Here is a 23,977-nt window from a genome sequence, read left to right as displayed (position 1 = left end):
CAATGACTGCCCGACAATTTCAAGGGCTGAACAAATCCACGGTACCTGTGGATAAGGCTGAAGATATCTTTGGGCTATCCGCGCTTTTCCCTTATTTCAGGCCAGATTTTGACGGATGCTTAATATTTGGGCAAATTATTAAGTCACTGTAATGTAAGGATAAATTTTATAAGCTCTTTCAAGTTTTTGAATTTAAAGACTCTTTTGTAACGAATCTGTGACGGCGGCAACGTAGGTGCACAACTTTTCTGGGGTCAACGCAAATAACAGCTAAATCGGGCAAAGCTTTACCCAGGCACCAGTGCGAGGCGATCAACCCAGATGTTCACCGCCATCGACGCAGATCAACTGGCCAGTCACTGCAGGCGCGGCAAGCAGATAGCCAAGCGCAGCGGTGATATCCTCGGGGTGTACCCCCCGTTGCAGCGGGGTGGCAGCGCGCTCCTGAGCAAATTCCGCCGGGCTTTGGTGGATATTGGCAAGGGTTGGTCCCGGCCCGATCGCGTTGACACGGATCCCCGGCGCCAACGCCTGTGACGCGGTTTGGGTCAGGGTCCAGAGCGCCGATTTCGCCAGGGTGTAGCTCATGTAATCCGGGGCCAGGTTGCGGACCCGCTGATCAACCATATTGACCACCAGCCCCCAGGCCAGGGATTCGCCCTTGCTGTCGTATCGCGGCGCGACACGTTGCTGCGCCAGCGCCTGGATCAGCACAAAGGGCGCGCGCAGATTGCTGCCAAAATGCCGGTTCCAGCTGCGAGCAGTGGCGTTCTCCAGCAGGTCCGGTTCAAAGATAGAAGCATTGTTCACCAGGCAGGTCACCGCCCCGCCAAGCGCAGCTGCGGCGCGGGGCAGCAGATCAGCGCTGGCCGCCTCTGACAACAGATCGGCCTCTAGGGTCACCGCCTGACGCCCCATGGCGCGGATCTGCGCCGCCACCTCTTCAGCGGCGGCGGCAGAGCGGTTGTAATGCACCGCCACGTCATAACCCTCGGTGGCAAGTTTGAGCGCCATGGCGCGACCAAGCCGCTTGCCCGCCCCGGTTACCAATGCGCGCATATCATGCCCTCCCTCAGGGTTTGGCTGGCCCCGGCTGCGTTCTGCCCGGTTTGATCGCTGGGGGCGGTCTCAAAACAGGATCAGAACAGCACCACCAGATAGGTGATGTAAAGCCCGGTCAGACCGATCCCCCAGGCCCGCGTGATATCTTTTTTCAGGAAGACAAACGGAAAGATCAGGAGCGAGGCTGCCAACATAACCCAAAGATCAAAACGCAGGAATTCAGGATCAACCGAGATCGGCCCAACCAAGGTGGCGATACCGATAATGGCCAGCAGGTTAAACATGTTAGAGCCGATGACATTACCAAGCGCGACATCTGCCTGCCGCCGCAGGGTTGCCATCACCGTGGTCGATAGCTCTGGCAACGAGGTGCCAATTGCCACCAGTGTGAGGCCAATAACCGTTTCGCTGACATGATACATCCGGGCAATGATTGTGGCGTTATCCACCAAGAGATCCGCCCCCAGAGGCAAACCGATCAGCCCGAGGACAAGATAGATACCAACGCGCCAATAGGGCATATCGGGATCCGCTTCTTCCAGGCCCTCCAGCAGGTCGTCGTCGGCATCGCCGCAACAGATCTTGCGATGGGCGCGAGCCTCGCGGAAGGCATCCCCAAGAAAGAAGGTGAGCGCCGCCAACAGGATCAGCCCAGACCAGATGGTCAGGGTGCCGCACATGGCCAGACCAATAAACAGCAGTGACGCCACCAGCATAAAGACATAGCTTTTGCGGGTGTCACATTGGCTGGTATGCAGGGTGGCAATCAGCGCCGGAATACCCAGAACCATCAAGATATTGGCAGTGTTGGACCCCACCACATTGCCCAGGGCAATCCCGTCGGCATCAACCGCCACTGCATTGATCGCGATCAGCAGCTCTGGCGCAGAGGTGCCAAAGGCAACAATGGTCAGGCTGACGATCAGTGCAGGCACGCCCAGGCGCAGCGACAGGTTCACCGCTCCGCGTACCAAGGCATCCCCAGCCAAAAGCAGGATCACAAGACCCAAACCACACAGCAGCCACGGAATCATTTACGCGGTCCTTTTAGTTTGCACCCACAGGGGCTTTTTCCAATTTTGAACCGCCCACAAGACGGACAGCGCGCAGACTGCAGGCGTTTTTGTCCAGGAAAGGTAAATTTCCCGAACATCGCCAGCACCGCTATGACCACCAAGAACAGGGTAACAATCTTAAAAATCACGTCAGAGCCCAAAGCGGGCAAACTCTGCCCGCTCCTCTATCCCGGCCAGGGCATCCTGCGCCAGTTGCAGGCCAAACCGGCTGAGGAAAGGCTTTTTGACGCCATAGCGCCGCAGCTTTACCTTGTCGCCGAACCGCGCCACCAACTGCGGTTTAAGATGGCCAAGCCCGTCAATCAGGCCCAACTCGCTGGCGCGTTTGGCCAGCCAGATTTCGCCGGTGAACAGATCCTGGCTGCTGTCCAGCTTATCGCCGCGCCGCTGGGTGACATAGTCAATGAAATTGGTGTGGATCTCGCCCAGCAGAGTTTTCAGCCGGGCCACATCTTCGGGGTTTTCCGCCTGAAACGGATCCAGCATGGATTTGCTTTTGCCAGCCGTATAAACGCGGCGTTCGACCCCGTGCCGGATCAACAACTCTTGGGCACCAAAGCCGGCCGAAATCACCCCGATAGAGCCCAGAATAGAGCTGGCGTCGGCCCAGATTTCATCCGCCGAGGCCGCCAGCCAATAGCCCCCCGAGGCAGCAACATCTTCGACAAAGGCCAGCACAGGAATGTTCTTTTCCTCGGCCAGACGCCGGATGCGCGCGCCGATCAGGGCGCTTTGCACCGGCGATCCCCCAGGGGAATTTATTTCAAGCGCAACGGCGACAGGCTTGCCCTTGGTAAAGGCAGCCTCCAGCACCGGTGCCAGGGAGACATCGTTTAAGGCACCACGGCCTGACATGCCAATGGCTCCGGAGAGACGCACAACAGAAACGAGGGGCGGGTTTTTCACAAAGGGTATGCGCAGCATCATGGCGCCGATGTAGATGCCCACCGGAGGTGAAACAAGGGAACCGCCCTCACAAAACCCGTTCCAGCCAAAACTGAGGGGGGGCCTGTGTATATTTGCAACGCTCCACGACAGGGTGCGCGCTATCTGCGCAATCCCCTACCGCAGTGCCGGATCAGGACCGGATGCGCCAGCCGGACTTGAAAATCCACCAGATCACCGCAAGGCACAGCGCCGTAAAGCCTCCAATGGCCAGCAGGCTTATCCCTACCGGCACATCCGAGGTGCCAAAGAAAGACCAGCGAAAGCCCGAAATCAGATAGACCACCGGATTGAACAGGGTGATCTTCTGCCAGATCGGCGGCAGCATGGATATTGAATAGAAAGAGCCGCCCAGAAACACCAGTGGCGTCACCACCAGCAGCGGCACCAGTTGCAGCTGTTCAAAGTTCTTGGCCCAGATCCCGATGATAAAGCCCATCAGCGCAAAACTGAGGCAGGTCAGCAGCAAAAACAACACCATGGCCAGCGGGTGGGCGATGGTCAGATCAACAAACAGGGTTGCTGTGGCCAGGATGACAAAGCCAATGAACAGCGCCTTCGTGGCCGCCGCGCCGACATAGCCCAGCACGATCTCAAGAAAATTCACCGGTGCCGACAGCAGCTCATAGATGGTGCCGATGAATTTGGGGAAATAGATGCCAAAAGACGCGTTTGAAATGCTCTGCGTCATCACGCTGAGCATGATCAGCCCCGGCACGATAAAGGCACCGTAATCGATGCCATCCACCTGGTCGATACGGCTGCCGATGGCGGCGCCAAAGACCACAAAGTACAGCGAGGTTGACAGGACAGGCGAGAGAAAGCTTTGAAATAGTGTTCGAAAGAACCGAGTCATTTCAAAACGGTAGATAGACCAGATTGCCATCCAGTTCATGATTTATCTCCTGACACGAGACCCACAAAAATATCTTCCAGACTGGATTGCCGGGTCGAGACATCCGACAAGACCAGCCCCGCCGCAGCAACATCGTTCAACAGGGCGGTGATGCCGGTGCGCTCTGCCTTGGTGTCATAGGTGTAGATCAGGGCGTCCCCTGCCCCATTCAGCGCCAGCCCATGTGGTGCCAGCGCCTCTGGCACTGTGTCGATGGCAGTGCTGAGATGCACGCAGAGCTGCTTTTGTCCCAGCTGCGCCATCAGGTCGTCCTTATCCTTGACCAGCAGAATCTGACCGTCGGCAATCACCCCGACACGGTCGGCGATGGCCTCGGCTTCTTCGATATAATGGGTGGTCAGGATGATGGTAACGCCGTTCGCTTTCAGCTCTCGCACCACATCCCACATGTCTTTGCGCAGCTCGACATCCACGCCCGCAGTGGGTTCATCCAGAAACAGCACGCGCGGTTCATGGGCCAGCGCCTTGGCGATCAGCACCCGGCGCTTCATGCCACCGGACAGCTCCTTGACCTGACTGTTGCGCTTATCCCAAAGCGACAGTTTCTTCAGGATCTCTTCGATCAGCACATCGTTTTTGGGCTTGCCAAACAACCCGCGCGAGAACCGAACCGAGTTGATGACCTTTTCAAAGGGTTCCAGGTTGATTTCCTGCGGCACCAAGCCGATCAGCGAGCGCGCGGCGCGAAAATCGTCCAAGATGCAGTGGCCGCCCACCAGCACCTTGCCAGAGCTGGGAGTGATAATACCGCAAACAGTTGAAATCAGAGTGGTCTTTCCGGCACCATTGGGGCCCAGAAGGGCCAGGATTTCCCCCTCTTCGATCTCGAGAGAGACCCCTTTCAGCGCCTCAAAGCCACCTTCATAGGATTTGCGCAGATCGGAAATGGATAGGATCGCCGCCATGGAGCCTCCACTAGACTGAGAGTTCATTTCGCACAACCTACCGGGGCAGCAGGCCAGCCACCAGAGACAGGATGCGCAGGGACATGTGCGCCTGCGCAGGGATCCAATGTCGGAGGGTTGCGCGGCCTGACCCGACGGCTGGACCCAGACGGACCCAGGCGGATCGCGTGCCGGTTAGTTACCGGTGATCTTTTTGAACCAGCCCTTTTTGCCTGCCTGTGGCGCATCTTCGCCCGCCACGTCGTCACTGGCGGCAGTCTCGGGGGGATCCGCAGGGGCCAGATAGGTCTGCAGATTGACAAAGAACTGATCAGCCATCTTTTTGGCAAAGCCGTCGATGATGCGGCTGCCCAGCTGCGCCAGCTTGCCACCGACCTTGGCCTCAACCTCATAGGACAGCAGCGTCCCAGTCTCGCTGGGGGTCAGGCTGACAACCGCGCCGCCCTTGGCAAAGCCCGCCGCGCCGCCCTTGCCTTCTCCGGTGATGGTCAGTTTTTCATTCTCGATCAAATCCGACAGGGTGACCTGGCCTTTGAACGTCGCCTTCACCGGGCCAACCTTCTGCGTCACCGAGGCCTCAAAGCCGTCCTCTACGCTACCGCTGACCTCTTGGGCGCCGGGCACGCAGGCCTTCAGCACCTCTGGATTCAACAAGGCGGCATAGACCTCTGCCGGGGGGGCGGCGATTTCTTTGCTATCACTCATCTGCATGGTGGCTCTCCTGTCGGGGGATTGGCGCAGAACGCGACCTCTGGGCCCTGTTGTAAACCTGTTAGCTCTCTCATCTCTAGATCTAACCGACAGGCACCGGCTCTGCCAAGGCGTAAGGGGCAGAGCGCAGCAGCACCCGCCGCTGCCCCTAGGGCTGTTGCGGCGCGCCCAGATAGGAAACCACACCGGCAATGCTGGTGGCATCGCGCAGCAGGCGATTGTGCCCCAGACCCGTTGTCACCTGCAACCTGGCGCCGGGCCAGTGCTGTGCCAGTTCTTCGACCTCTGCCAGGGGGACAATCGGGTCATCGCGGTCCTGCACGATCAGCGCTGTTTGGGACAGCTGTGGCAGCAATTGCACCGCCTTCAACGCTGCAAAAGGCAGGCCATAGCGGGCCTCAATCCGCTGTTGCGTTGCCTTGGCCACCCGCTGCGAAAACCCGAGCTGCGCGGCCAGCCGCTGCAAGAAGCCTTCGACATCGGGCATTGGTGCCAGAAACGCCAGACGCTGCGCCTGCATGCCACGGCTGAGCGCGACAAGCACTGCCGCCGCGCCATTGGAATGGGCCACAACTCCGGCCAGCGGCCCCAGCGCCGCCGCCACCTCTTGCACCGCCAGGCGCATTTCGGGCAGCGAGCTGCGGTGACCCGCCGCCGCACCATGTGCTGGCGCATCAAAGGCCACCACCCGGTAGCCTGCTGCCACCAGTGGCGCGACAAAGCCCCCCATCTGCCCGGCGCGCCCGCCAAAGCCATGCACTAAAAGCACTGTCGGCAGCGGGGCTTCATCCAGAACGCCCTGCCCCGGGGTCTGGTCGCGCCACTCATAAAGCGGCACCAGCTCTCCGGTGCTCAGCCGCATAGGCCGCGCCCGCGCTGCCAGCAGCCAGGCGCGTTCGTGCCGCGGTAGTTTCTGCCGTCTTGGTCGGGTGAACAGATAGGCTAAGAGCTGGGCCGCGACAGAGGGGGCGCAGAAGCTGAGCGTCCGCGTGATCCGCTGCATCCATTTGGGCGCTTGCCGACGGGGCGCAGAACCGGAGCGGCGGACAGCGGTAGGGCAGGCAGATATGGCAGTGACCATCGGGGGTCCTCCTTCAGGACTGAGTCGGTTCTATTTTAGAACTCATTATCAGTTCCATTTGAGAACTCTGTCAATCCATGATAGGAATCAGCCCATGAAATGGCATGATCTCAACGCGGACGCCTGCCCCCTGGCCCGCGCCATGGGCGTGGTTGGCGACCGCTGGACCCTACTTATCCTGCGGGAATGTTTCCTTGGGGTGCGCCGGTTTGACGGTTTTCAGAAACGCCTTGGCGTCACCCGCCACCTGCTGGCAGAGCGACTAAAACGGCTGGAAACAATGGGGGTACTGGAACGCCACCCCTATCAACAGCGACCGCTGCGGCATGAATACCGTCTCACCCCCAGCGGCAAGAGCTTTGCGCCGGTGTTGCTGGCGATGCAAGACTGGGCCGAGCACAACCTGCCCAGCCCCACCCCAACGCCCTTTGCCTTTGTCACCCGCGATGGCGGCGAGGAGGTCGAACCGGTCGTGACCGACCGCAAGAGCGGGCAAGAACTGACCCATCGCACCGTTTTGATGGTGCCCAAGCCTGCCACCGGCCAAAGCGCGGCAGATCTGCCCACAACAGATAGGGCCGAGGATGCAGCTCTTGCCAGACCCACGGCAAAGTAAGGTCAAAGATTAGATTTCGACGACGACGGCCAGCCACCCGGCAGACCGCCCCCCCCTGCTAGTAGGGCAGGCCCACATAGTTTTCCGCCATAGAGGCCTGCGCCGCCTTGGAGGAAAACAGATAGTCTAGATCGGCGCATTGCAGCCGCAGATCAACCTCATCCATATCTGGAAAGCGATGCAGCAGGTTGGTCATCCACCAGCTGAAGCGTTCTGCTTTCCAGACCCGCGCCAGGGCTTTTTCAGAATACTGATCCAACCCGGCACTGTCGCCGCGCTGGTAGTGATCCTTAAAGCCATGATAGAGATAGTAGATATCGGACGCCGCCGAATTCAGCCCCTTGGCCCCGGTTGGCGGCACGATATGCGCCGCATCTCCAGCCAGGAACAACTGCCCGTAGCGCATCGGCTCGGCGACAAAACTGCGCAGCGGCGCGATGGATTTCTCGATCGAGTCGCCGGTTTGCAGCCCCTCGGCCACCTCCTGCGGCAGCCGCGCCTTCAGCTCTTTCCAGAAATCTGCGTCGCTCCAGTCTTCAGCCTTGTCGGTCAGCGGCACCTGAATGTAATAGCGGCTCAGCACCTGGCTGCGCATCGAACACAGCGCAAAGCCACGTTCATGACGGGCATAGACCAGCTCGGGCGAGGCAGGTTTGGTTTCTGACAGAACCCCCAGCCAGCCAAAGGGATAGACCTTTTCATATTCGCGCAGCACATCCGAAGGGATAGACTTGCGGCTGACCCCGTGAAAGCCATCGGCACCGACGATAAAATCACAATCTACACGATGCTCTGTGCCGTCGATCTCATAGGTTACATAGGGTTTTTCTGATTTTAAATTATGCGGTTGCACATCCTGCGCCTTATGGATGACCGTTCCGCCCATGGCATCACGGGCCTCGTACAGATCGCGGGTTACCTCGGTCTGGCCATAGACCATGACGGTTGCCCCATCGGCCGAAGCTGCCAGATCGATCCGGTCCATCCGCCCCTGATGTGCCAAATAGACGCCATGGTGCTCTTCGCCCTCGGCCTCCATCCGCGCCGCACAGTCGGCCTCGCGCATCAGCTCGACAAAGCCGCGTTCCAACACTCCGGCGCGAATGCGCCCCAGCACATAGGCACGGGTCTGGCGCTCTAGCACCACGGTTTCGATCCCCTGCCGATGCAGCAGCTGCGACAACAAAAGACCGGACGGGCCGCCACCAATGATGGCAACTTGGGTGGTAATATGCGACATGTTCGCGTCTCCCTGCACTTTGGCCCGATTGGCCCCTCACAAACGCGCGACGACCCGGCGTGGGCCAATGAGCGTTCCTTAATGTGCAGCAAAAAAACCACTTTGCGAATGGACTGAGCGCGCAGGCCCTTGTATATTTCGCACATGTCCAGCGCCTCTCATATCCGTAGCTACAATCTGTTTGGCGAAACTGCCGAACTTGCCGATGTTTTACATGTCGAAACCATTCGCTCGCGCTCGGCACTGCATGACTGGCAGCTGAAGGCGCATCGCCACACGCGGCTGCATCAGCTGCTGTTCCTGACCAGTGGCAGCGGCGAAGCAGAGATAGACGGGCGGGCCGAACCGATCCCGCAGGGCAGTTTTGTCAATATTCCGCGCGGCGTGGTACATGGCTATGACTTTGCACCACAGACACGGGGCTGGGTGGTGACGCTGACCTCGGATCTGCTGGACCATTGCATCCATCCCGGCGAGGGACTGCGCGCGCCGTTGGAACAGGCTGCCGTGCTGCCCCTGCCCGCAGCGTTGCGGAATCTGGCAGAGCATCTGTTTGACGAATATCACCGCCAGGATTTTGCCCGCGCCCAGGTGCTTCGGTCGCTGGCCGGGGCCCTAATCGCCCTGGCGGCACGGGCCATATTTGAGGCCGACAGCGCCAATCAACCGCTGGCCGGCAGCCCGTTGTTCAACCGATTCGAGGCGATGATCGAACGTGATTTCCGCAGCCGCCGCCCGCTGGCCGAGTATGCCCGCGAGTTGGCGATCTCACCAACCCATCTGAACCGCATTTCTCACCGTTCTGCCGGGCAATCGGCCTCGCGGTTGATCAACGAGCGCATGCTGCGAGAGGCGCGCCGGATGCTGATCTACACCAACCTGACAGCGGCGCAGATCGCCTATGATCTGGGGTTTTCCGATCCGGCGCATTTCAGCCGGGTGTTTGCCAAGGGTACCGGCCTGCCGCCCAAAGTGTTTCGCCAAACAGTCAGCGAGACCAGATAGCCGTCTCAGAGCGCGCAGTCCGAACCATATGCCACTAGGGCAAAGGGGCCGCCATCCCAGTGAAGATCAGCTGCAGATACTGCGCCGCGATGGCTTCGGGCGGCACCGGGTCTGCAACCCGATTCCAATGGGGGATCCAGTTCAGCGCGCCAAAGACCGCCGCCGCCACCAGCCGTGGGTCGCAGGGCTGCAGACTGCCCTCGGCAACACCCTGGCTGATCAAATCCCGCAGCAGAAAATCAACCTCGGCCTTGCTGGCCCGCAGCGCCGCGCGGCGCGCTGGCGACAGGCTTTGCTCGCGCACCATGGCAATCGTGGCACCAAGATCGGTGGACACCCAGAAACAATAGCCCCGCACCAACAGCGCAATGCGATCCACCACCGGCAGGCTTTCATCCTGACTTTGCGCCATGGTCTGCCCCAGAAAATCCAACCCCAACAGGTGACATCCAAAGAGAATATCTTCTTTACTTTCAACGTAGTAATAGATTGTTCGCTTGGTGATTTTCAGGGCTGCTGCTATGTCTTCCAGCGACGTCTGCTCATAGCCGTGATCATTGAACAGCCGCGCTCCCGCCTGCAAGACCGCACGCCGCTTGGCCTCTCGCTTGGCGTCGCGGCTGGCACCCGGGTCAGGTGCCGCGCTGGCATCGGGCGTGGTCCAGCAGGATTGCCCTACGTTCTTTTTACCGTCGCTCACCACAGCCCCCTTTGCCCCGTCACAGTTTTGCCCATCACAGTTTTGCCTGTCACAGCCAAAACAGGCCGAGGCCGCTCTGCTTGTGACGTCCAGTAATTACACCTGCCAGTTACATCAAGATTGACCTTTTTGCCAGCCGGCACAATAGTAACCCGCAAGTGTAATTTCATCCCGACGCAAAGCTGCACCAAGGAGAACACCAATGACATCAGATGTACTGGTCGCCGGAGTGGGCATGACCAAATTTGCCAAACCCGGTCAAAACGCCCCCTATACCGAGATGGGGGCCGCAGCCCTGCGCGATGCTCTGGCGGATGCGGGCCTGCCCTATGACGCGGTGCAGCAGGCCTATGCGGGCTATGTCTATGGCGACAGCACCTGCGGGCAGGCGGTGCTCTATAAGGTGGGCATGACCGGCATTCCGGTGATGAATGTGAACAACAACTGCTCGACCGGCTCGACTGCGCTGTTCATGGCGCGCCAGGCGGTGCAGTCCGGCGCGGTGGATGTGGCGCTGGCCCTTGGCTTTGAACACATGCAGCCCGGCGCGCTGACTTCGCATTGGGACGATCGGCCCAGCCCCTTTGATGCCTTTGACGCCGAGACCGACGATCTGGTCGGCCACCCAGAGATTCCGCTGGCGCTGCGCTATTTTGGCGGCGCCGGCAAATCCCACATGGAGAAACACGGCTCCTCTCTCACCGATCTGGCCCGAATCCGCGCCAAGGCCAGCCGCCATGCGGTGAACAACCCGCTGGCGCTGTTCCGGCAGGAATTGTCGCCTCAGGACGTGCTGGACAGCCCGATGATCTGGGAAGGCGTGATGACCCGTTTGATGGCCTGCCCCCCCACCTGCGGAGCGGCAGCGGCAATTGTGGTCAGCGAAGATTACGCCAAGAAACACGGGCTAAATCAGGCCGTGCGCATCAAAGGCCAGGCGATGACCACCGACTATGCCTCCACCTTTGAGGCCCACGACATGATGCAATTGGTCGGCTATGACATGACCGCAGCCGCCGCCAAACAGGTGCAGGAACAGACCGGCATCAGTATCGACGACGTTGATGTGGTCGAACTGCACGACTGTTTCGCCCATAACGAAATGATCACCTACGAAGGCCTAGGTCTGTGCCCCGAAGGCGGCGCCAGCAAGTTCATCGCGGATGGCGACAACACCTATGGCGGCAAATATGTCACCAACCCCTCGGGCGGGCTACTGTCCAAGGGCCATCCCCTGGGGGCCACCGGCCTGGCGCAGTGCTATGAGCTGACGCGGCAATTGCGCGGCACTGCCGGCCCCACCCAGGTCGCGGGCGCGCGCACCGCACTGCAGCATAACCTTGGTCTGGGCGGAGCCTGCGTCATCACCCTGTACCAGGCAGCCTGAGGAGAGCCACATGATTGACCGAGCTTTCATTGGCCGCAGTTTTCCACCGCTGCATGTAGATGTAGAATCCGGCCAGCTGCGCGCCTTTGCCCGCGCCACCGGCCAGCGTGATCCGATCTACTGGGACGAGGACGCAGCAAAGGCCGCAGGCTATCGCGCCGTGCCCGCGCCGCTGACTTTTCTGTTCACACTGGATCAGGAGCGCGAGGACCGGTTCTATTTCATCAACGCCATGGGCATTGAGCTGGGCCATGTGCTGCATGGCGAACAGGCCTTTACCTATGGTGTGCCGATCTGCGCCGGGGACCGCGTGACCCTTACCTGCACCTGCATGGACATCTACGACAAAAAGGGCGGCGCCATGGAGTTTGTAATCCTGAAAACCCAAGCCACAAATCAGCTGGGTGAAGATCTGGGCGGCATGACCGGCACCATCGTCGTGAGGGATCCAAAATGAGCACCTTTGCACATGACGTGACCTTTGCCGGGGTAGACGTGGGCGACAGCCTGCCCGCCGTGACCTCAAAACCCATCAGCCGCACCACGCTGGCGCTGTTTGCCGGCGCCTCGGGCGATCACAATCCAATTCATATCGACATTGATTTTGCCAAGGCCGCCGGCATGCCGGATGTCTTTGCCCATGGCATGCTGGGCATGGCCTATCTGGGCCACCTGCTGACTGCCTGGGTACCACAGCGCGCGGTACGGGAATTCTCGACCAGGTTTGTTTCCATCACCCAGGTGCATGCGGTGGTAACCTGCACCGGCCGCGTGGTGGAGAAACGCGAGGGCAATCTGGTGGCGCTGGAGATCGAGGCCTCAGATCAGAATGGTGACGTAAAACTGGCAGGTAAAGCCGTGGTGGAACTGCCCTAGCGATAACAGCAGCCCGTCCGTGGGCGGAAGCGAAGCGCCCACCCATGGGGGCGGACGGGCGCTACTCGGCCAAAGGCCGGGTGGGCCTTCAACTGAGAATGAAACGGAACTTGAACCATGACAAAACTTACAGGCAAAACCGCCTATGTCACCGGCGCCGGGCGCGGCATTGGCCGCTCAATTGCGCTGAAACTGGCCGGGGATGGCGCCAATGTGGTGCTGAACGATCTGGACGCAGACCCCGCGCAGCAGGTGGTGGCAGAGATCGAAGCCATGGGCGGCAAGGCCCTGGCCGTTGCCGGTTCGGTCACCGCCCCCGGTTTTGCCAATGACTTCATCCAGGCGGGCATCGACAGGTTTGGTGGCGTCGACATTATCGTCAACAATGCCGGCTACACCTGGGATGGCTTCATCGGCAAGATGAGCGACGAACAGTTTGACGCCATGATCGACGTGCACCTGAAAGCGCCGTTTCAGATCATGCGTGCAGCAGCCCCCTTTATCGCCGAACAGGTGGCCATCGAGACCGCCGAGGGGCGCGAGGTGTTTCGCAAAGTGGTGAATATCTCCTCTATCTCGGGCACCGGCGGCAATGCAGGCCAGGCCAATTACTCTGCCGCCAAATCCGGCGTCATCGGATTGACCAAAACCATGGCCAAAGAATGGGGACGCTTTAAGGTCAACGTCAACGCGGTTGCCTTTGGCATGATCTCCACCCGCCTGACCGAAGCCACAGATGAAAAGAAATCCATCGAGGTGGAAGGCAACAAGGTCGCGATTGGCATCCCCAAGAAACTGGTACAGGGCATGGAGATGATGATCCCGCTGGGCCGTGCAGGCACCGCCGAAGAAGCCGCCGGTGGCGTCTATCTCTTCTGCATTCCCGAAAGCAACTATGTCTCGGGACAGACGCTGATCGTCGGCGGTGGTTTCGGCGGCTCCTGAGGCAACCGGGGCGGGGCCGACAGCGGGCCCACCCCGCAAGACGTTCACAACAGGGAGGGCAGGATGCTCCAAGGGACACGCATTATCGAAGTGGAAGGCCTCGGCCCCGGCCCCTTTGCCGCCATGACACTCGCGGATATGGGCGCTGATGTGATCTGCGTCCATCGCAAGGGCGGTGGCGTCACCCCCGGAATGCCAGAACGTTCAATACTGGATCGAGGCAAACGCTCGATCGAGTTGGATCTGAAAGACCCGAATGACATCAAAACCTTCCTGGCACTGGTCGCCACGGCGGATGGGCTGATCGAAGGCTTTCGCCCCGGCGTGATGGAGCGGTTGGGCATCGGCCCCGAGGCCTGCCAGGCGGTGAACCCTGCGCTGGTCTTTGGCCGGATGACCGGCTGGGGTCAGGACAGTGCGCTGGCGCAGACTGCCGGCCATGATCTGAATTATATCTCGCTCTCCGGCGCGCTTTGGTATGCGTCCAATCCGGGCGATGCGCCCCTGACACCCGCCACGCTGGTCGGTGATATTGGCGGCGGTGCGATGTATCTGGTGGCAGGTATGCTGGCCGGGTTGCTGCGGGCAAAAACCAGCGGTGTCGGCACTGTGGTCGACGCCGCGATCTATGACGGATCGGCCCATATGATGAACCTGCTGATGAGCATCCGCCAGGCCGGTGGCTTTGGCGAGACGCGCGGGCAGAACCTGTTGGATGGCCCCCATTGGAGCCGCTCCTACGCCTGCGCCGATGGCGGCTACATGACGGTGCAATGCCTGGAGCCCAAATTCTACGCACAGTTTCTGTCGCTGATGGGGCTAGCGGAGGATGCGGAGTTCAAACATCAGTTCGACACCAGCACTTGGCCCGTCCTGACCGCGCGGCTGGCCGGGATATTTGCCGCTCAGCCCCGCGCCCATTGGGCGGCGCTGTTTGACGGCACCGATGCCTGTGTTGCCCCGGTACTGAGCCCCGATGAGGCCCTGGCACATCCGATGAATGCCCGAGGCACCTGGGTTGAACAGGACGGCGTGTTGCAGGCGGCCCCCGCCCCGCGTTTTGATCACAGCCCGGCGTGGCAGCCCACAGCCCCCCCCGAGCGCGGCCAAGACAGCAACAACATCCTGGCCGAACTCGGCCTTATCAAGGAAGACCCACGATGACCCCTCATATTTCTCCCTGGATGGATGACGAGCTGACCATGCTGCAGGAGTCCTTGCGCGATTTTTATGCCAAGGAAATGGTCCCGCATGAAAAACGCTGGCAGGAACAGGGCCATATCGACCGGGATTTCTGGAACAAGGCGGGCGAATTTGGCATTCTCTGCGCTTCGGTACCAGAAGAATACGGCGGCATGGGGGGCGATTTTCGCCACGAGGCAGTGATTGCCACCGAGCAGTACCGCGCCGCCGGATTTTCCGGCTTTGGCAATTCGGTGCACAGCCAGATCTGTGCGGGCTATATCCTCGACTATGGCTCTGAAGAGCAGAAACGGCGCTGGCTGCCCAAGATGGCCAGTGGCGAAATGGTCTGCGCCATCGCCATGACAGAACCCGGCACTGGATCCGATCTGCAGAACATCAAGACCACCGCCAAGCTGGACGGCAATGAATATGTCCTCAATGGTTCAAAGACCTTTATCACCAATGGCCAGCAGGCCGATCTGGTCATTGTTGTTGCCAAGACAGACCCGAGCCTGGGATCCAAAGGTATTTCACTGATTGTGGTGGAGACCGCCGAGGCTCCCGGTTTTGCCCGCGGGCGGAAACTGGAGAAGCTCGGCCTCAAAAGTCAGGATACCTCCGAGTTGTTCTTTGACACTGTGCGGGTACCACCGGAAAACCTGCTGGGTGGCCGCGAGGGACAGGGATTTTATCAACTGATGAAATCCCTGCCACAGGAACGCCTGGTGGTGGCCCTGGGCGGCGCCGCTGCGATGGACAAGGCGCTGGAGGAAACTGTCGCCTACACCGCAGAGCGCCACGCCTTTGGCAAGCCGCTGCTGGAGATGCAAAACACCCGGTTCAAACTGGCCGAAGTCAAGACCGTGGCCCATATCGCGCGGGTCTTTCTGGATGACTGTATTGCCAAACATCTGCGCGGTGAACTGGATGCCACCACGGCATCCATGGCAAAATGGTGGGTGACGCAGATGCAATGCGACACCATGGATGAGTGCCTGCAGCTCTTTGGTGGCTATGGCTATATGTCGGACTATCCGATTTCGACCATGTATGCCGACGCGCGAGTGCAAAAAATCTATGGTGGTGCAAATGAGATCATGAAAGAGTTGATCGCCCGCAGCCTGACCGACTGACCCACCGCTCCCCCCTTTGGCCCGCGACAGGGCTACCACGCCGCAGGGGTGCGCTGCCCCCGCGCCACGCGCATGTTGCGCAAAGTGGGTACCGGTATTGCGCAACATGAAAAATCAACAAGTAGCGCCAGTCGCGTCACTGCACATGAACACGACAAGCTTCAGGATTCTTTTGCTTTTTCCGCTGCGACCTTCATCCGTCCCAACAGGGCGGATTTATCATCGCGCTTGTCGTAGGGGTTTTTCTGGCTGCCTTTGGCATTGTGCTCGGCGTGCCGGGGGCTGTTGCGGCCCATACGCGGGCCGCCTTTTTTGCTGTAATCCATGTCGGTGGCCTTTGGGTTAGGGACTGCAAGGGTGATGATACAGTTTGCGCATTTCAGCAAGGGGGTGTCGCTGTGGATGCAACAAGAGAGGGGCGCTGCCCCTCTTGGCCCAAAGGCCAATTCACCCCGCGGTATTTCGAGTAAGATGAAGGGCGAAGGCCGGTGGTTACACCAGCGCCGGGGAATAGGTCAGCAACGTGTTGGGGTAGCTCTCGGCGCCGAGGCAAAAGGCGGTCTCGCCAGTGATTGCAAAGCCCTGGCGCTGATAAAAACCTATGGCCTTGGTGTTTTGCGCATTTGTGGTCAGCCACGGCCTTGGCGCGCCAAGGTCCTGCGCGCGCTGCACTGCGGCCTGCAGCAATGACTGGCCAATGCCACGCCCCTGGTGGCGGGGCTGCACGTAGAGCGTGGCAATTTCAAGCGCCGAGCCAGGGCCTGTCGGCGGTTCTACCCCCTGTGACAGGCGCAGGAAACCGTCGATGCCCTCTTGGTTCTGCGACAGGATGAATATCTCGCTTGAGGTTTGCAGGTGCTGCGCAAACCGATCTGGCGTCAGCGTTTCAAAGACATAATCAGCAAAGCGCTTACTGATGCAATGGCGCAGATAGGTGCCCAGCCAGACCTCGATCGAGAGGGCGGCCAGGCTGGCGGCATCGGTCTGGCAGCCGGGCCGCAGCGTGATCTTTGCTGCCGCGCTGTCAGCCACCACGCACCGTGTCGATCATCACCTGCACATTATCCGGATCCGCATCCGGGGTAATCCCATGGCCAAGGTTGAAGATATGCGGGCCATTTTTGAAGGCCTTCACGATGGCGCGGGTTTCGTCGACCAGATCCTGTCCGCCGGTGACCATGTGGCGCGAGGCGAGATTGCCCTGCACACAGCCATCGACCTGCAGATGCTGTGCAGCCCAGACCGGATCAACCGAATTGTCCAGCGCCAGGCAATCAATACCAGTCTCTTTGGCAAAGCCGAGGTAGTTTTCACCCGCCTCACGGGGGAAGCCGATGACAGGAATGCCAGGATGACGTTCTTTCAGGGCGGCAGTGATCTGCAGACAGGGCTGCAACGCGTATTTGCGGAAATCATCCCCTTTCAGCGAACCAGCCCAGCTGTCGAAGATCTTGACCACCTCGGCGCCGGCCTCGATCTGTTTGGAGAGGTAATCGATTGTCGCCTCGGTGATGCGCGCCAGCAGCGCCTCGAACAGAGGTGTGTTTTCCTGCCGCAGCGCATGCGCCGGACCTTGATCCGGGGTGCCGCGCCCGGCAATCATATAGGTTGCCACGGTCCATGGCGCCCCAGCAAAACCAATCAATGTGGTCTCTTTTGGCAGCGCGCCCGCCAGGATTTTCACCGTCTCGTAGATCGGGTTCAGGGTCTCATGGATATCTGTCGCCCGACCGAGTTTGGCAAAATCCGCCTCTGTCGTGATGGTCGACAGCCTAGGGCCTTCGCCGGTGACAAACCACAGATCGGCCCCCAGCGCCTGGGGGATCAGCAGGATATCGGCAAACAGGATGGCCGCATCAAATCCGTAGCGCCGGATCGGTTGCAGGGTGACTTCGGCGGCCAGTTCCGGATTGTAGCACAACGACAGAAAATCCCCGGCCTGGGCCCGCGTGGCGCGATATTCTGGCAGGTAGCGACCAGCCTGACGCATCATCCAGATCGGCGGTACATCCTGTGTTTCGCCTGCCAATGCGCGCAGCAGTTTCTTCTGTTCGGCCATATCATCCTCAAGCTTGTCTTACGTTTTCTTGCCCCATCAGGTCGACCCAAAGCAGCGAATTGTCAAGGGCAGCCACGCCGCAGCTGCAACGGCAAATCGCCGCTGGCCTGGCAAATTGAGCCTTTTCTGGCGCAAAACTGCTTTCCACTTCTGCGAAAAATGCACTAGTGGTTTGTGCATGACACAGAACCTGCCCTCCCCCGCTTCTCCGCTGAAAATCGGCACCCGTGGATCACCGCTGGCGCTGGCCCAGGCCTATGAGACGCGCCGCCGTCTGGCTGCCGCCTTTGATCTGCCGCCAGAGGCGTTCGAAATTGTGGTGATCAAGACCACCGGTGACAATCAGGCGCTGATCGCAGCGGATAAGCCACTGAAAGAGCTGGGGGGCAAAGGGTTGTTCACCAAGGAGATCGAAGAGGACCTTTTGTCAGGAGCCATCGACATTGCGGTGCATTCGATGAAGGACATGCCAGTGGCGCAGCCTGCGGGATTGGTGCTGGATTGCTATCTGCCGCGCGAAGACGTGCGGGATGCCTTTGTGTCGCCCCGGGTGTCGCGCTTGCAGGATCTGGCGGCGGGGGCCGTGGTTGGCACCTCTTCGCTGCGACGGCGCGCCCAGTTGATGAACCGTCGCCCCGATCTGCAAGTGGTGGAGTTTCGCGGCAATGTGCAGACCCGGCTGAAAAAGCTGAACGCTGGCGTTGCTGACTGCACCTTCCTGGCGATGGCGGGGCTGAACCGGCTGGCCATGGCCGAGGTACCGGCAAGCGCAATCGAGACCACGGATATGCTGCCTGCGGTGGCGCAGGGGGCAATTGGTATTGAACGCCGCGGCGATGACACCCGCGTGGCAACGATGCTGGAAGCGATCCACGACAAGACCACCGGCCAGCGGCTGGCGGCAGAGCGGGCCTTTCTGGCGGCGTTGGATGGATCCTGCGAAACCCCCATTGCGGGGCTGGCGGAACTGGATGGCACAACCCTGCGGCTGCGCGGCGAAGTGCTGCGCCCGGATGGATCCGAATCCATTTCCGAAGACCAGACTTGCACCATTGCGGATGGCGCCGACCTGGGACGCGAGATGGCGGAAAAATTGCTGGCCGCTGCCGGACCCGGCTTTTTTGACTGGCGTCGATAGCCCCACCAGCCGACAGACCGGCCCAGATAGCACAACATACCCAAGGGTATGACGCGACGCCCCATTTGACCGCTGCGCCAATGCAGGCGACCCTCTGTCACAGGAGGAGCGCAAAATGACACCCGGAAAATCCTATCTCAGCACGGAAGAAATCCGCCCCTTGGCGGCACGTTCGAATGCCATGGGGGCCTGGCTGGTGCTGCACTGCTGGGGGACAATTGCCTGCGCATTGACCCTGTTTGCGCTCTGGCACAACCCGCTGACGTTTGTACTGGCAATCATGATTATCGGTTCACGCCAGTTGGGTTTGGCGATCCTGATGCATGAAGCGGCCCATAATGCGCTTTTCAAAAACCGCAAATGGAATGATCGCATAGGCGAGTGGCTCTGTGGGCGGCCCATTCTGGCCGAGCTCGCGGCCTATCGCCACTATCACCTGACGCATCACCGGTTTACCCAGTCCGAAAAAGACCCCGATCTGGTGCTCAGCTCCAAATTCCCCACCACAAAGGCATCGTTGAAGCGAAAATTCACCCGTGACCTGACCGGACAGACCGGGACCAAGCAGCTGATTGGCCAGATCCTCATGAGCTTTCGCCTGGCAGGGGACGATGACGCGATGGAGGCCGCAGCCTCTGATTTTGCCCAGAGTTTCAAGGCATCACATCTGTGGCACGCCCTGCCGGTGTTTATCGGCATCGCACTGGGCATGAGCCTGGTTGGCGACTGGTGGTGGGGGCTGGCCTTTTGGGTGCTGCCCTATCTGACCTGGTTTCAGTTTGTGCTGCGGGTGCGCAATATTGCGGAACACGGGGCCACCGAGCAATCCGACAATCCGCTGCAGAATGTGCGCACCACCAAGGCCGGCCCCATCGCGCGGCTGTTTGTGGCGCCCTATTGGGTCAACTACCATCTAGAGCACCATATGGTCATGCATGTGCCCTGCTGGCAGTTGAAAAACATGCACAAGGCCCTGCTGGACAAGGGAATAGGTCCGGATATGCGGATTGCGTCTGGCTATGGTCAGGCCCTGGCAGAGGCGGGTTGGAAACGCAGCTGAGCCCACACCCCGCTACGCCCCATGCCCCGCGCACTGCCTAAAGCTGTCCGGACCAGCGCAGCCAGGTTTCGGGGCTGTCGTGAAACACATTCAGGTCCACATTCCCCTTGATCCCCGGCACCCCCCCAGTGCCAGTATATTGCCAGAACCGCCAATGGGCACCGGGATAGATCTGACGCGGATGGCCCGCGACAGAGCGCAGCCAGAACTCGGTATCGCGCAGGCGGCCAATACCGGTATCGGCAAAGAAATCCACAGTGGTGTAGACCATCGGACGTTGGCCGTAATGCGCCTCTAGCAGCGCGAGAAATTTGCGCGCCTCGGCCCGCACCACCTGGCCATCAGGGCGTTTGGTGCAGGTGCGCGAACGCGGGTTCCATTCCATATCCAGCACCGGCGGCAGCGCATTGGCATCGCGCGGCACATGTTTGATGAACCAGCGGGCCTGCTCTGCCGCGCTGCGGCAGAAGTAATAATAATGATAGGCCCCGCGTGGCACCCCGGCGCGCGCTGCGCCACGCCAGTTCGCAGCAAAGGCAGGATCAGCCACATCGCCACCTTCAGTCGCCTTGAGATAGGCAAAGGACACGCCGGAACGGTGCACCTGTCCCCAGTCGATATCCCCCTGATAGCGCGAGACATCAATACCGTGGATCGGATAGCTGCGCGGCCCCCGACCCTGCCATTCATGCGGATCGGTATCGTCAAAATGCGGATAGCGGACCAACTGCGACAACTGCGCCTGGGTCGGGCGCTGCGACGGCGCGGACTGGGCTGTTGCGATGTCAGGCGGGGGCGGTGCCTTTTGGCCGCAACTGGCAAGCGCCGCCACCATCAGAATGCTCAATACCTTATTATGCATGCAAAAACCCAACGACTGAAATCAAAAGAACCAGCGCAGATAGCACTGGTTCTGTTAATCTCTATCGAAGACACTGCCTTGCATAGGGCCAAACCGTCGGCAAAGGCTTTTGGGCGTGTTCCCGCAAGATAGGCGCCCGGGTCAGACCCATTTTGCCATTGGCGGCAGGCTCATCAGGACCGCATTGGCATCATGGCCGGTTTCGAGACCAAATTTGGTGCCGCGATCATAGACAAGGTTGTATTCGGCATAGAGCCCGCGATGCACCAGCTGCGCGTCCTTGTCGGCCGCGTCAAACGGCTGGCTGCGGCGTTTTTCCACCAGGGGCAGATAGGCCGGCAGAAAGGCGCGGCCAATGTCCTGGGTCAGGGCAAAATCCGCAGCCCAGTCGCCGGTGTTGTGATCATCCATGAAAATGCCGCCAACGCCCCGCGCCCGATTGCGATGCGGAATATAGAAATACTCATCCGCCCATTCCTTCAGACGCGGGTAGAGATCCGCGCCATGTGGATCGAGGTATTTCTGCTGGGTGGCATGAAAATGCGCCGTGTCCTCGGCGTATTCCAAGCAGGGATTCAGGTCAGAGCCACCGCCAAACCACCAGGCATGCGGCGTCCAGAACATCCGGGTGTTCATATGAACCGCAGGCGCATGCGGGTTGCGCATATGCGCCACCAGGGAAATCCCCGAGGCCCAGAAGCGCGGATCCTCTTTCATCCCCGGTAGCCCCTTGCGCGCGGCCATAGCGTTTTGTGCCTTCTCGCCCAGAGTGCCATAGACCTCGGAAATATTGACGCCGACCTTTTCAAACACCCGGCCACCGCGCATCACGCTCATCAAACCACCGCCCGCGTCGATGCCATCGGCTGCGGCGCGACTTGTTTCGCTAACCTCGAAGCGGCCCGGCTCCAGTTCGGCAAAGGGACCCTGGGTATGGCTGTCTTCCAGCCCTTCAAAGGCGGCAGTGATTTCATCACGCAACTGGCGGAACCAGGCGGCGGCCTGGGCCTTTTCCTGCGTCATATCGGCGTGGGTTGGGGTTTCGGCGGGCATCATGGGATCTTTCTGCGATACGGACAACTGGGCAGGCTAGGCCCAGAACAGGGATGTGATGTCGTCTGGAAAATTAGTGTACCGGCGCTGCGACCGGGTCCAGCAGGGTGCGGCCACCATCCAGCGTCATGATCTGTCCGGTCATAAAGCCCGAGGCCTCGGAGGCGAGAAACTGCGCCGCTTCGGTCAATTCGGTCGGAGAGGCAATACGACACAGCGGCGTGTGCTCTTCGATATCTGCGCGGTAGCTGCGGTTGTCCTTCAGGGTCGACCGCATTGAGGCGCTCATGACTGAGCCAAAGGCGATGGAATTCACCCGGATCCGATGCGGCGCCAAAGACACCGAGAGCGAGCGGGTCAGCTGATCCAGCGCCGCCGAGGCGACAGAATAGGCCAGAAGCTCGGGGTGGGTACGCCGGGCAGCAATGGACGACAGGTTGATGATCGCGCCCAGGGGGGCAAGATCATCCCGCCTTTCGCCCTGTTTGATCATCCGCCGCGCCACCTGCTGTGACAGGCGCAGGGTCGGCAACAGGTTCTCTGTGAGCAAGAGCTCCAGCGAGTCATCCTCGGGGTCCAGCGGATCGCTTTGCACCACCTGGCGAGCGCCATTGACCAGGATGTCGATGTCATCAAAGGCATCAATAGTGGCCGAAAGCAGGTTAGCAATGGTCAGCCGTTCACGCAGATCCCCGGCGAAATAGCGGATATTGCTATCCTCAACTTTGGGGCCAAGTTCGTTCACCAATGCGGCCTCGTTGGTGTCGGCGAACATCACATTGGCACCCGCTGCAACAAACTGGCGGCCAATGGCCAGCCCAATACCGGTCGAGGACCCTGTGACGATGGCTGTCTTGCCGGAAATGGAAAAGGACATGCGCGGCATACTCCCTGGGTTTGATTTTGGTTGCGAGCCTAGCCCCCGATGCCCGGTTTGGAAACGGAGAAGTGTTGGCCGCAAAGCGGGTCTATCTGAAACAGGCCGCGCAGGTAAAACCGCGCGCGGCGGCGCGACCTAGGCCTTGATCCGGCGCGGGCGCTGCGCGTGCAGCACCTTGAACCGCGTATTGCCAGCCACTTCGCTGACCGCTGCGAACCGGACCCCAAGAACAGTTTCATAGGGCAGGTGGCGGTTGGCAACCATCCACAGATGCCCCGAGGCCACCAGCATATCCGCCGCCGCCGCAATAAAGGCCTGCCCCAATTCTGGCTCAGCGCTGCGTCCGCTATGGAAGGGAGGGTTCATCACCACGGTGTTCACCGCTTCTGCGGGTTTCCACTTGCGGGCATCCGCCCAGTAGAACCGGGCGCGGCTATCGCTGATATTCTGCCGGGCACAGCCCAGGGCCGTATAATCGGCCTCTACCAGATGCAGCTGCTCTACCCCGGCGCGAGCCAGAATTTGCGATGACAGATAACCCCAACCAGCCCCAAGATCGACAACCGAACGCCCCAGCTTTTGCGGCAGGCACTCTGCCAGCAGCGCCGAAGCCGGATCAATGCCGTCGGCAGAAAACACCCCCGGCGCGGTGGTGAAACCTGCCACCTCTGCCGCCGCTTCGCAGCCCCAGTCTGCCAAGGCATTGTTGCCGCCCTGGAACCAGAAGATCTTGCCATGCGCCTTTGATATCGGTGCAGAGGTCTCGGTAAGTTTACGCAGGTTTTTCAGAATCGAATCGATACCATCCGTCTTGGCACCATCCACCAGCACCGGGCCTGCAGTCACGGCCGCGGCCTGGGCCACCAGAAGACGGGCCTCGGCCTTGGCGCGGGGCAGAAAAACCACCGCAGCGGCAAAGTGCTCGGCCTCTGGCAGATCTGCCAGTCCGGGCAGGCAGGCAAAACCGGCTGCCTCATGGCTTTCATACTCAGGGCGTCTTGGGTGAAGGATCAGCACCCGCTCCTTTGGCAGGGCAGACAGATCCAGATCAGCATGCGGGGAAAAGACGGCGATGCGGCCCTCATCGGGCACGACGCAGCCACCCGTCTCAAGGGCAAGGGACAGGCGCAGGGACATAACAG

General features: G+C 60.2%; 26 protein-coding genes. 10 read left to right on the top strand and 16 right to left on the bottom strand.

Annotated elements, in window-relative coordinates:
• Positions 1–312: 312 nt before the first annotated feature.
• The 7 genes from LRK71_RS10040 to LRK71_RS10010 form a co-directional block, all read right to left on the bottom strand.
• Complete coding sequence (locus LRK71_RS10040) at positions 313–1,059, bottom strand: SDR family oxidoreductase (RefSeq protein ID WP_232403070.1); 747 nt, start codon at positions 1,057–1,059, stop codon at positions 313–315.
• An 80-nt stretch (positions 1,060–1,139) separates the two neighbouring features.
• Positions 1,140–2,096, bottom strand: coding sequence for a calcium/sodium antiporter (locus LRK71_RS10035; RefSeq protein WP_232403068.1), 957 nt, complete (start codon positions 2,094–2,096; stop codon positions 1,140–1,142).
• A 171-nt stretch (positions 2,097–2,267) separates the two neighbouring features.
• On the bottom strand, positions 2,268–3,065 hold the full coding sequence (locus LRK71_RS10030; RefSeq protein ID WP_232403065.1) for a S49 family peptidase: 798 nt from the start codon (positions 3,063–3,065) through the stop codon (positions 2,268–2,270).
• A 151-nt stretch (positions 3,066–3,216) separates the two neighbouring features.
• Positions 3,217–3,978 carry an ABC transporter permease gene (locus tag LRK71_RS10025; RefSeq protein WP_232403063.1) on the bottom strand — a complete coding sequence of 254 codons (762 nt, stop codon included), beginning with the start codon at positions 3,976–3,978 and terminating at the stop codon, positions 3,217–3,219.
• Positions 3,975–4,904: an ABC transporter ATP-binding protein gene (locus LRK71_RS10020; protein ID WP_232403435.1), complete on the bottom strand. Its 930-nt coding sequence runs from the start codon at positions 4,902–4,904 to the stop codon at positions 3,975–3,977. The genes LRK71_RS10025 and LRK71_RS10020 overlap by 4 nt, the downstream gene beginning before the upstream one ends.
• Before the next feature lie 174 nt (positions 4,905–5,078).
• Complete coding sequence (locus LRK71_RS10015) at positions 5,079–5,615, bottom strand: SRPBCC family protein (protein WP_232403061.1); 537 nt, start codon at positions 5,613–5,615, stop codon at positions 5,079–5,081.
• Positions 5,616–5,763: 148 nt separating this feature from the next.
• A complete protein-coding gene (locus LRK71_RS10010) occupies positions 5,764–6,696 on the bottom strand; it encodes an alpha/beta fold hydrolase (protein ID WP_232403059.1) in 933 nt (310 codons plus the stop codon).
• Between the two features lie 94 nt (positions 6,697–6,790).
• On the opposite strand from LRK71_RS10010, the gene LRK71_RS10005 reads away from it, so the two are divergent.
• Complete coding sequence (locus LRK71_RS10005; RefSeq protein WP_232403057.1) at positions 6,791–7,312, top strand: winged helix-turn-helix transcriptional regulator; 522 nt, start codon at positions 6,791–6,793, stop codon at positions 7,310–7,312.
• A gap of 58 nt (positions 7,313–7,370) precedes the next feature.
• Here the strand turns inward: LRK71_RS10005 and pobA are convergent, their stop codons facing one another.
• Entirely contained in the window at positions 7,371–8,552 is a 1,182-nt protein-coding gene (pobA, locus tag LRK71_RS10000) for a 4-hydroxybenzoate 3-monooxygenase (RefSeq protein ID WP_232403056.1), read from the bottom strand.
• A 144-nt stretch (positions 8,553–8,696) separates the two neighbouring features.
• Between pobA and LRK71_RS09995 the strand changes: the two genes are divergently transcribed.
• Positions 8,697–9,557, top strand: coding sequence for a helix-turn-helix domain-containing protein (locus tag LRK71_RS09995; protein ID WP_232403055.1), 861 nt, complete (start codon positions 8,697–8,699; stop codon positions 9,555–9,557).
• Positions 9,558–9,591: 34 nt separating this feature from the next.
• Here LRK71_RS09995 and LRK71_RS09990 read toward each other — a convergent pair whose 3' ends face one another.
• Positions 9,592–10,257, bottom strand: coding sequence for a TetR/AcrR family transcriptional regulator (locus LRK71_RS09990; protein WP_232403054.1), 666 nt, complete (start codon positions 10,255–10,257; stop codon positions 9,592–9,594).
• A 202-nt stretch (positions 10,258–10,459) separates the two neighbouring features.
• On the opposite strand from LRK71_RS09990, the gene LRK71_RS09985 reads away from it, so the two are divergent.
• The 6 genes from LRK71_RS09985 to LRK71_RS09960 all read left to right on the top strand — a co-directional run bounded on the left by LRK71_RS09985 (position 10,460) and on the right by LRK71_RS09960 (position 15,783).
• The gene (locus LRK71_RS09985) at positions 10,460–11,644 is read left to right on the top strand and encodes a lipid-transfer protein (protein WP_232403053.1); all 1,185 of its coding nucleotides are present in this window, start codon (positions 10,460–10,462) and stop codon (positions 11,642–11,644) included.
• A 10-nt stretch (positions 11,645–11,654) separates the two neighbouring features.
• Complete coding sequence (locus LRK71_RS09980; protein ID WP_232403051.1) at positions 11,655–12,101, top strand: MaoC family dehydratase N-terminal domain-containing protein; 447 nt, start codon at positions 11,655–11,657, stop codon at positions 12,099–12,101.
• A complete protein-coding gene (locus tag LRK71_RS09975; protein ID WP_232403050.1) occupies positions 12,098–12,520 on the top strand; it encodes a MaoC family dehydratase in 423 nt (140 codons plus the stop codon). The genes LRK71_RS09980 and LRK71_RS09975 overlap by 4 nt, the downstream gene beginning before the upstream one ends.
• Positions 12,521–12,637: 117 nt before the next feature.
• Positions 12,638–13,465, top strand: a complete 828-nt coding sequence (locus LRK71_RS09970) for an SDR family NAD(P)-dependent oxidoreductase (RefSeq protein ID WP_232403049.1) — start codon at positions 12,638–12,640, stop codon at positions 13,463–13,465.
• A gap of 63 nt (positions 13,466–13,528) precedes the next feature.
• The gene (locus LRK71_RS09965) at positions 13,529–14,629 is read left to right on the top strand and encodes a CaiB/BaiF CoA transferase family protein (RefSeq protein ID WP_232403048.1); all 1,101 of its coding nucleotides are present in this window, start codon (positions 13,529–13,531) and stop codon (positions 14,627–14,629) included.
• Complete coding sequence (locus LRK71_RS09960; protein WP_232403045.1) at positions 14,626–15,783, top strand: acyl-CoA dehydrogenase family protein; 1,158 nt, start codon at positions 14,626–14,628, stop codon at positions 15,781–15,783. Before LRK71_RS09965 ends, LRK71_RS09960 begins: the two co-directional genes overlap by 4 nt.
• A gap of 161 nt (positions 15,784–15,944) precedes the next feature.
• On the opposite strand, the gene LRK71_RS09955 is transcribed toward LRK71_RS09960, so the two are convergent.
• The 3 genes from LRK71_RS09955 to hemE all read right to left on the bottom strand — a co-directional run bounded on the left by LRK71_RS09955 (position 15,945) and on the right by hemE (position 17,842).
• A complete protein-coding gene (locus tag LRK71_RS09955) occupies positions 15,945–16,109 on the bottom strand; it encodes a hypothetical protein (RefSeq protein ID WP_232403043.1) in 165 nt (54 codons plus the stop codon).
• A gap of 166 nt (positions 16,110–16,275) precedes the next feature.
• On the bottom strand, positions 16,276–16,818 hold the full coding sequence (locus LRK71_RS09950) for a GNAT family N-acetyltransferase (protein ID WP_232403041.1): 543 nt from the start codon (positions 16,816–16,818) through the stop codon (positions 16,276–16,278).
• The gene (gene hemE, locus LRK71_RS09945; RefSeq protein WP_232403039.1) at positions 16,808–17,842 is read right to left on the bottom strand and encodes a uroporphyrinogen decarboxylase; all 1,035 of its coding nucleotides are present in this window, start codon (positions 17,840–17,842) and stop codon (positions 16,808–16,810) included. Before hemE ends, LRK71_RS09950 begins: the two co-directional genes overlap by 11 nt.
• A 178-nt stretch (positions 17,843–18,020) precedes the next feature.
• Between hemE and hemC the strand changes: the two genes are divergently transcribed.
• Both hemC and LRK71_RS09935 read left to right on the top strand, forming a co-directional pair.
• Positions 18,021–18,980, top strand: a complete 960-nt coding sequence (gene hemC, locus LRK71_RS09940; protein ID WP_232403036.1) for a hydroxymethylbilane synthase — start codon at positions 18,021–18,023, stop codon at positions 18,978–18,980.
• A 115-nt stretch (positions 18,981–19,095) separates the two neighbouring features.
• Positions 19,096–20,040, top strand: a complete 945-nt coding sequence (locus LRK71_RS09935; RefSeq protein WP_232403026.1) for a fatty acid desaturase family protein — start codon at positions 19,096–19,098, stop codon at positions 20,038–20,040.
• A 37-nt stretch (positions 20,041–20,077) separates the two neighbouring features.
• Here LRK71_RS09935 and LRK71_RS09930 read toward each other — a convergent pair whose 3' ends face one another.
• The 4 genes from LRK71_RS09930 to LRK71_RS09915 all read right to left on the bottom strand — a co-directional run bounded on the left by LRK71_RS09930 (position 20,078) and on the right by LRK71_RS09915 (position 23,972).
• Positions 20,078–20,902 carry a glycoside hydrolase family 25 protein gene (locus LRK71_RS09930; RefSeq protein ID WP_232403024.1) on the bottom strand — a complete coding sequence of 275 codons (825 nt, stop codon included), beginning with the start codon at positions 20,900–20,902 and terminating at the stop codon, positions 20,078–20,080.
• A gap of 141 nt (positions 20,903–21,043) precedes the next feature.
• On the bottom strand, positions 21,044–21,955 hold the full coding sequence (gene hemF / locus LRK71_RS09925; RefSeq protein WP_232403022.1) for an oxygen-dependent coproporphyrinogen oxidase: 912 nt from the start codon (positions 21,953–21,955) through the stop codon (positions 21,044–21,046).
• A 73-nt stretch (positions 21,956–22,028) separates the two neighbouring features.
• Positions 22,029–22,832, bottom strand: a complete 804-nt coding sequence (locus tag LRK71_RS09920; RefSeq protein WP_232403020.1) for an SDR family NAD(P)-dependent oxidoreductase — start codon at positions 22,830–22,832, stop codon at positions 22,029–22,031.
• 138 nt (positions 22,833–22,970) lie between these two features.
• On the bottom strand, positions 22,971–23,972 hold the full coding sequence (locus LRK71_RS09915) for a class I SAM-dependent methyltransferase (RefSeq protein ID WP_232403018.1): 1,002 nt from the start codon (positions 23,970–23,972) through the stop codon (positions 22,971–22,973).
• Positions 23,973–23,977: the final 5 nt, after the last annotated feature.

The sequence above is a fragment of the Pseudophaeobacter flagellatus genome, assembly GCF_021228235.1.
Taxonomy (GTDB): domain Bacteria; phylum Pseudomonadota; class Alphaproteobacteria; order Rhodobacterales; family Rhodobacteraceae; genus Pseudophaeobacter; species Pseudophaeobacter flagellatus.
This window is presented reverse-complemented; position numbering and strand designations above follow the sequence as displayed.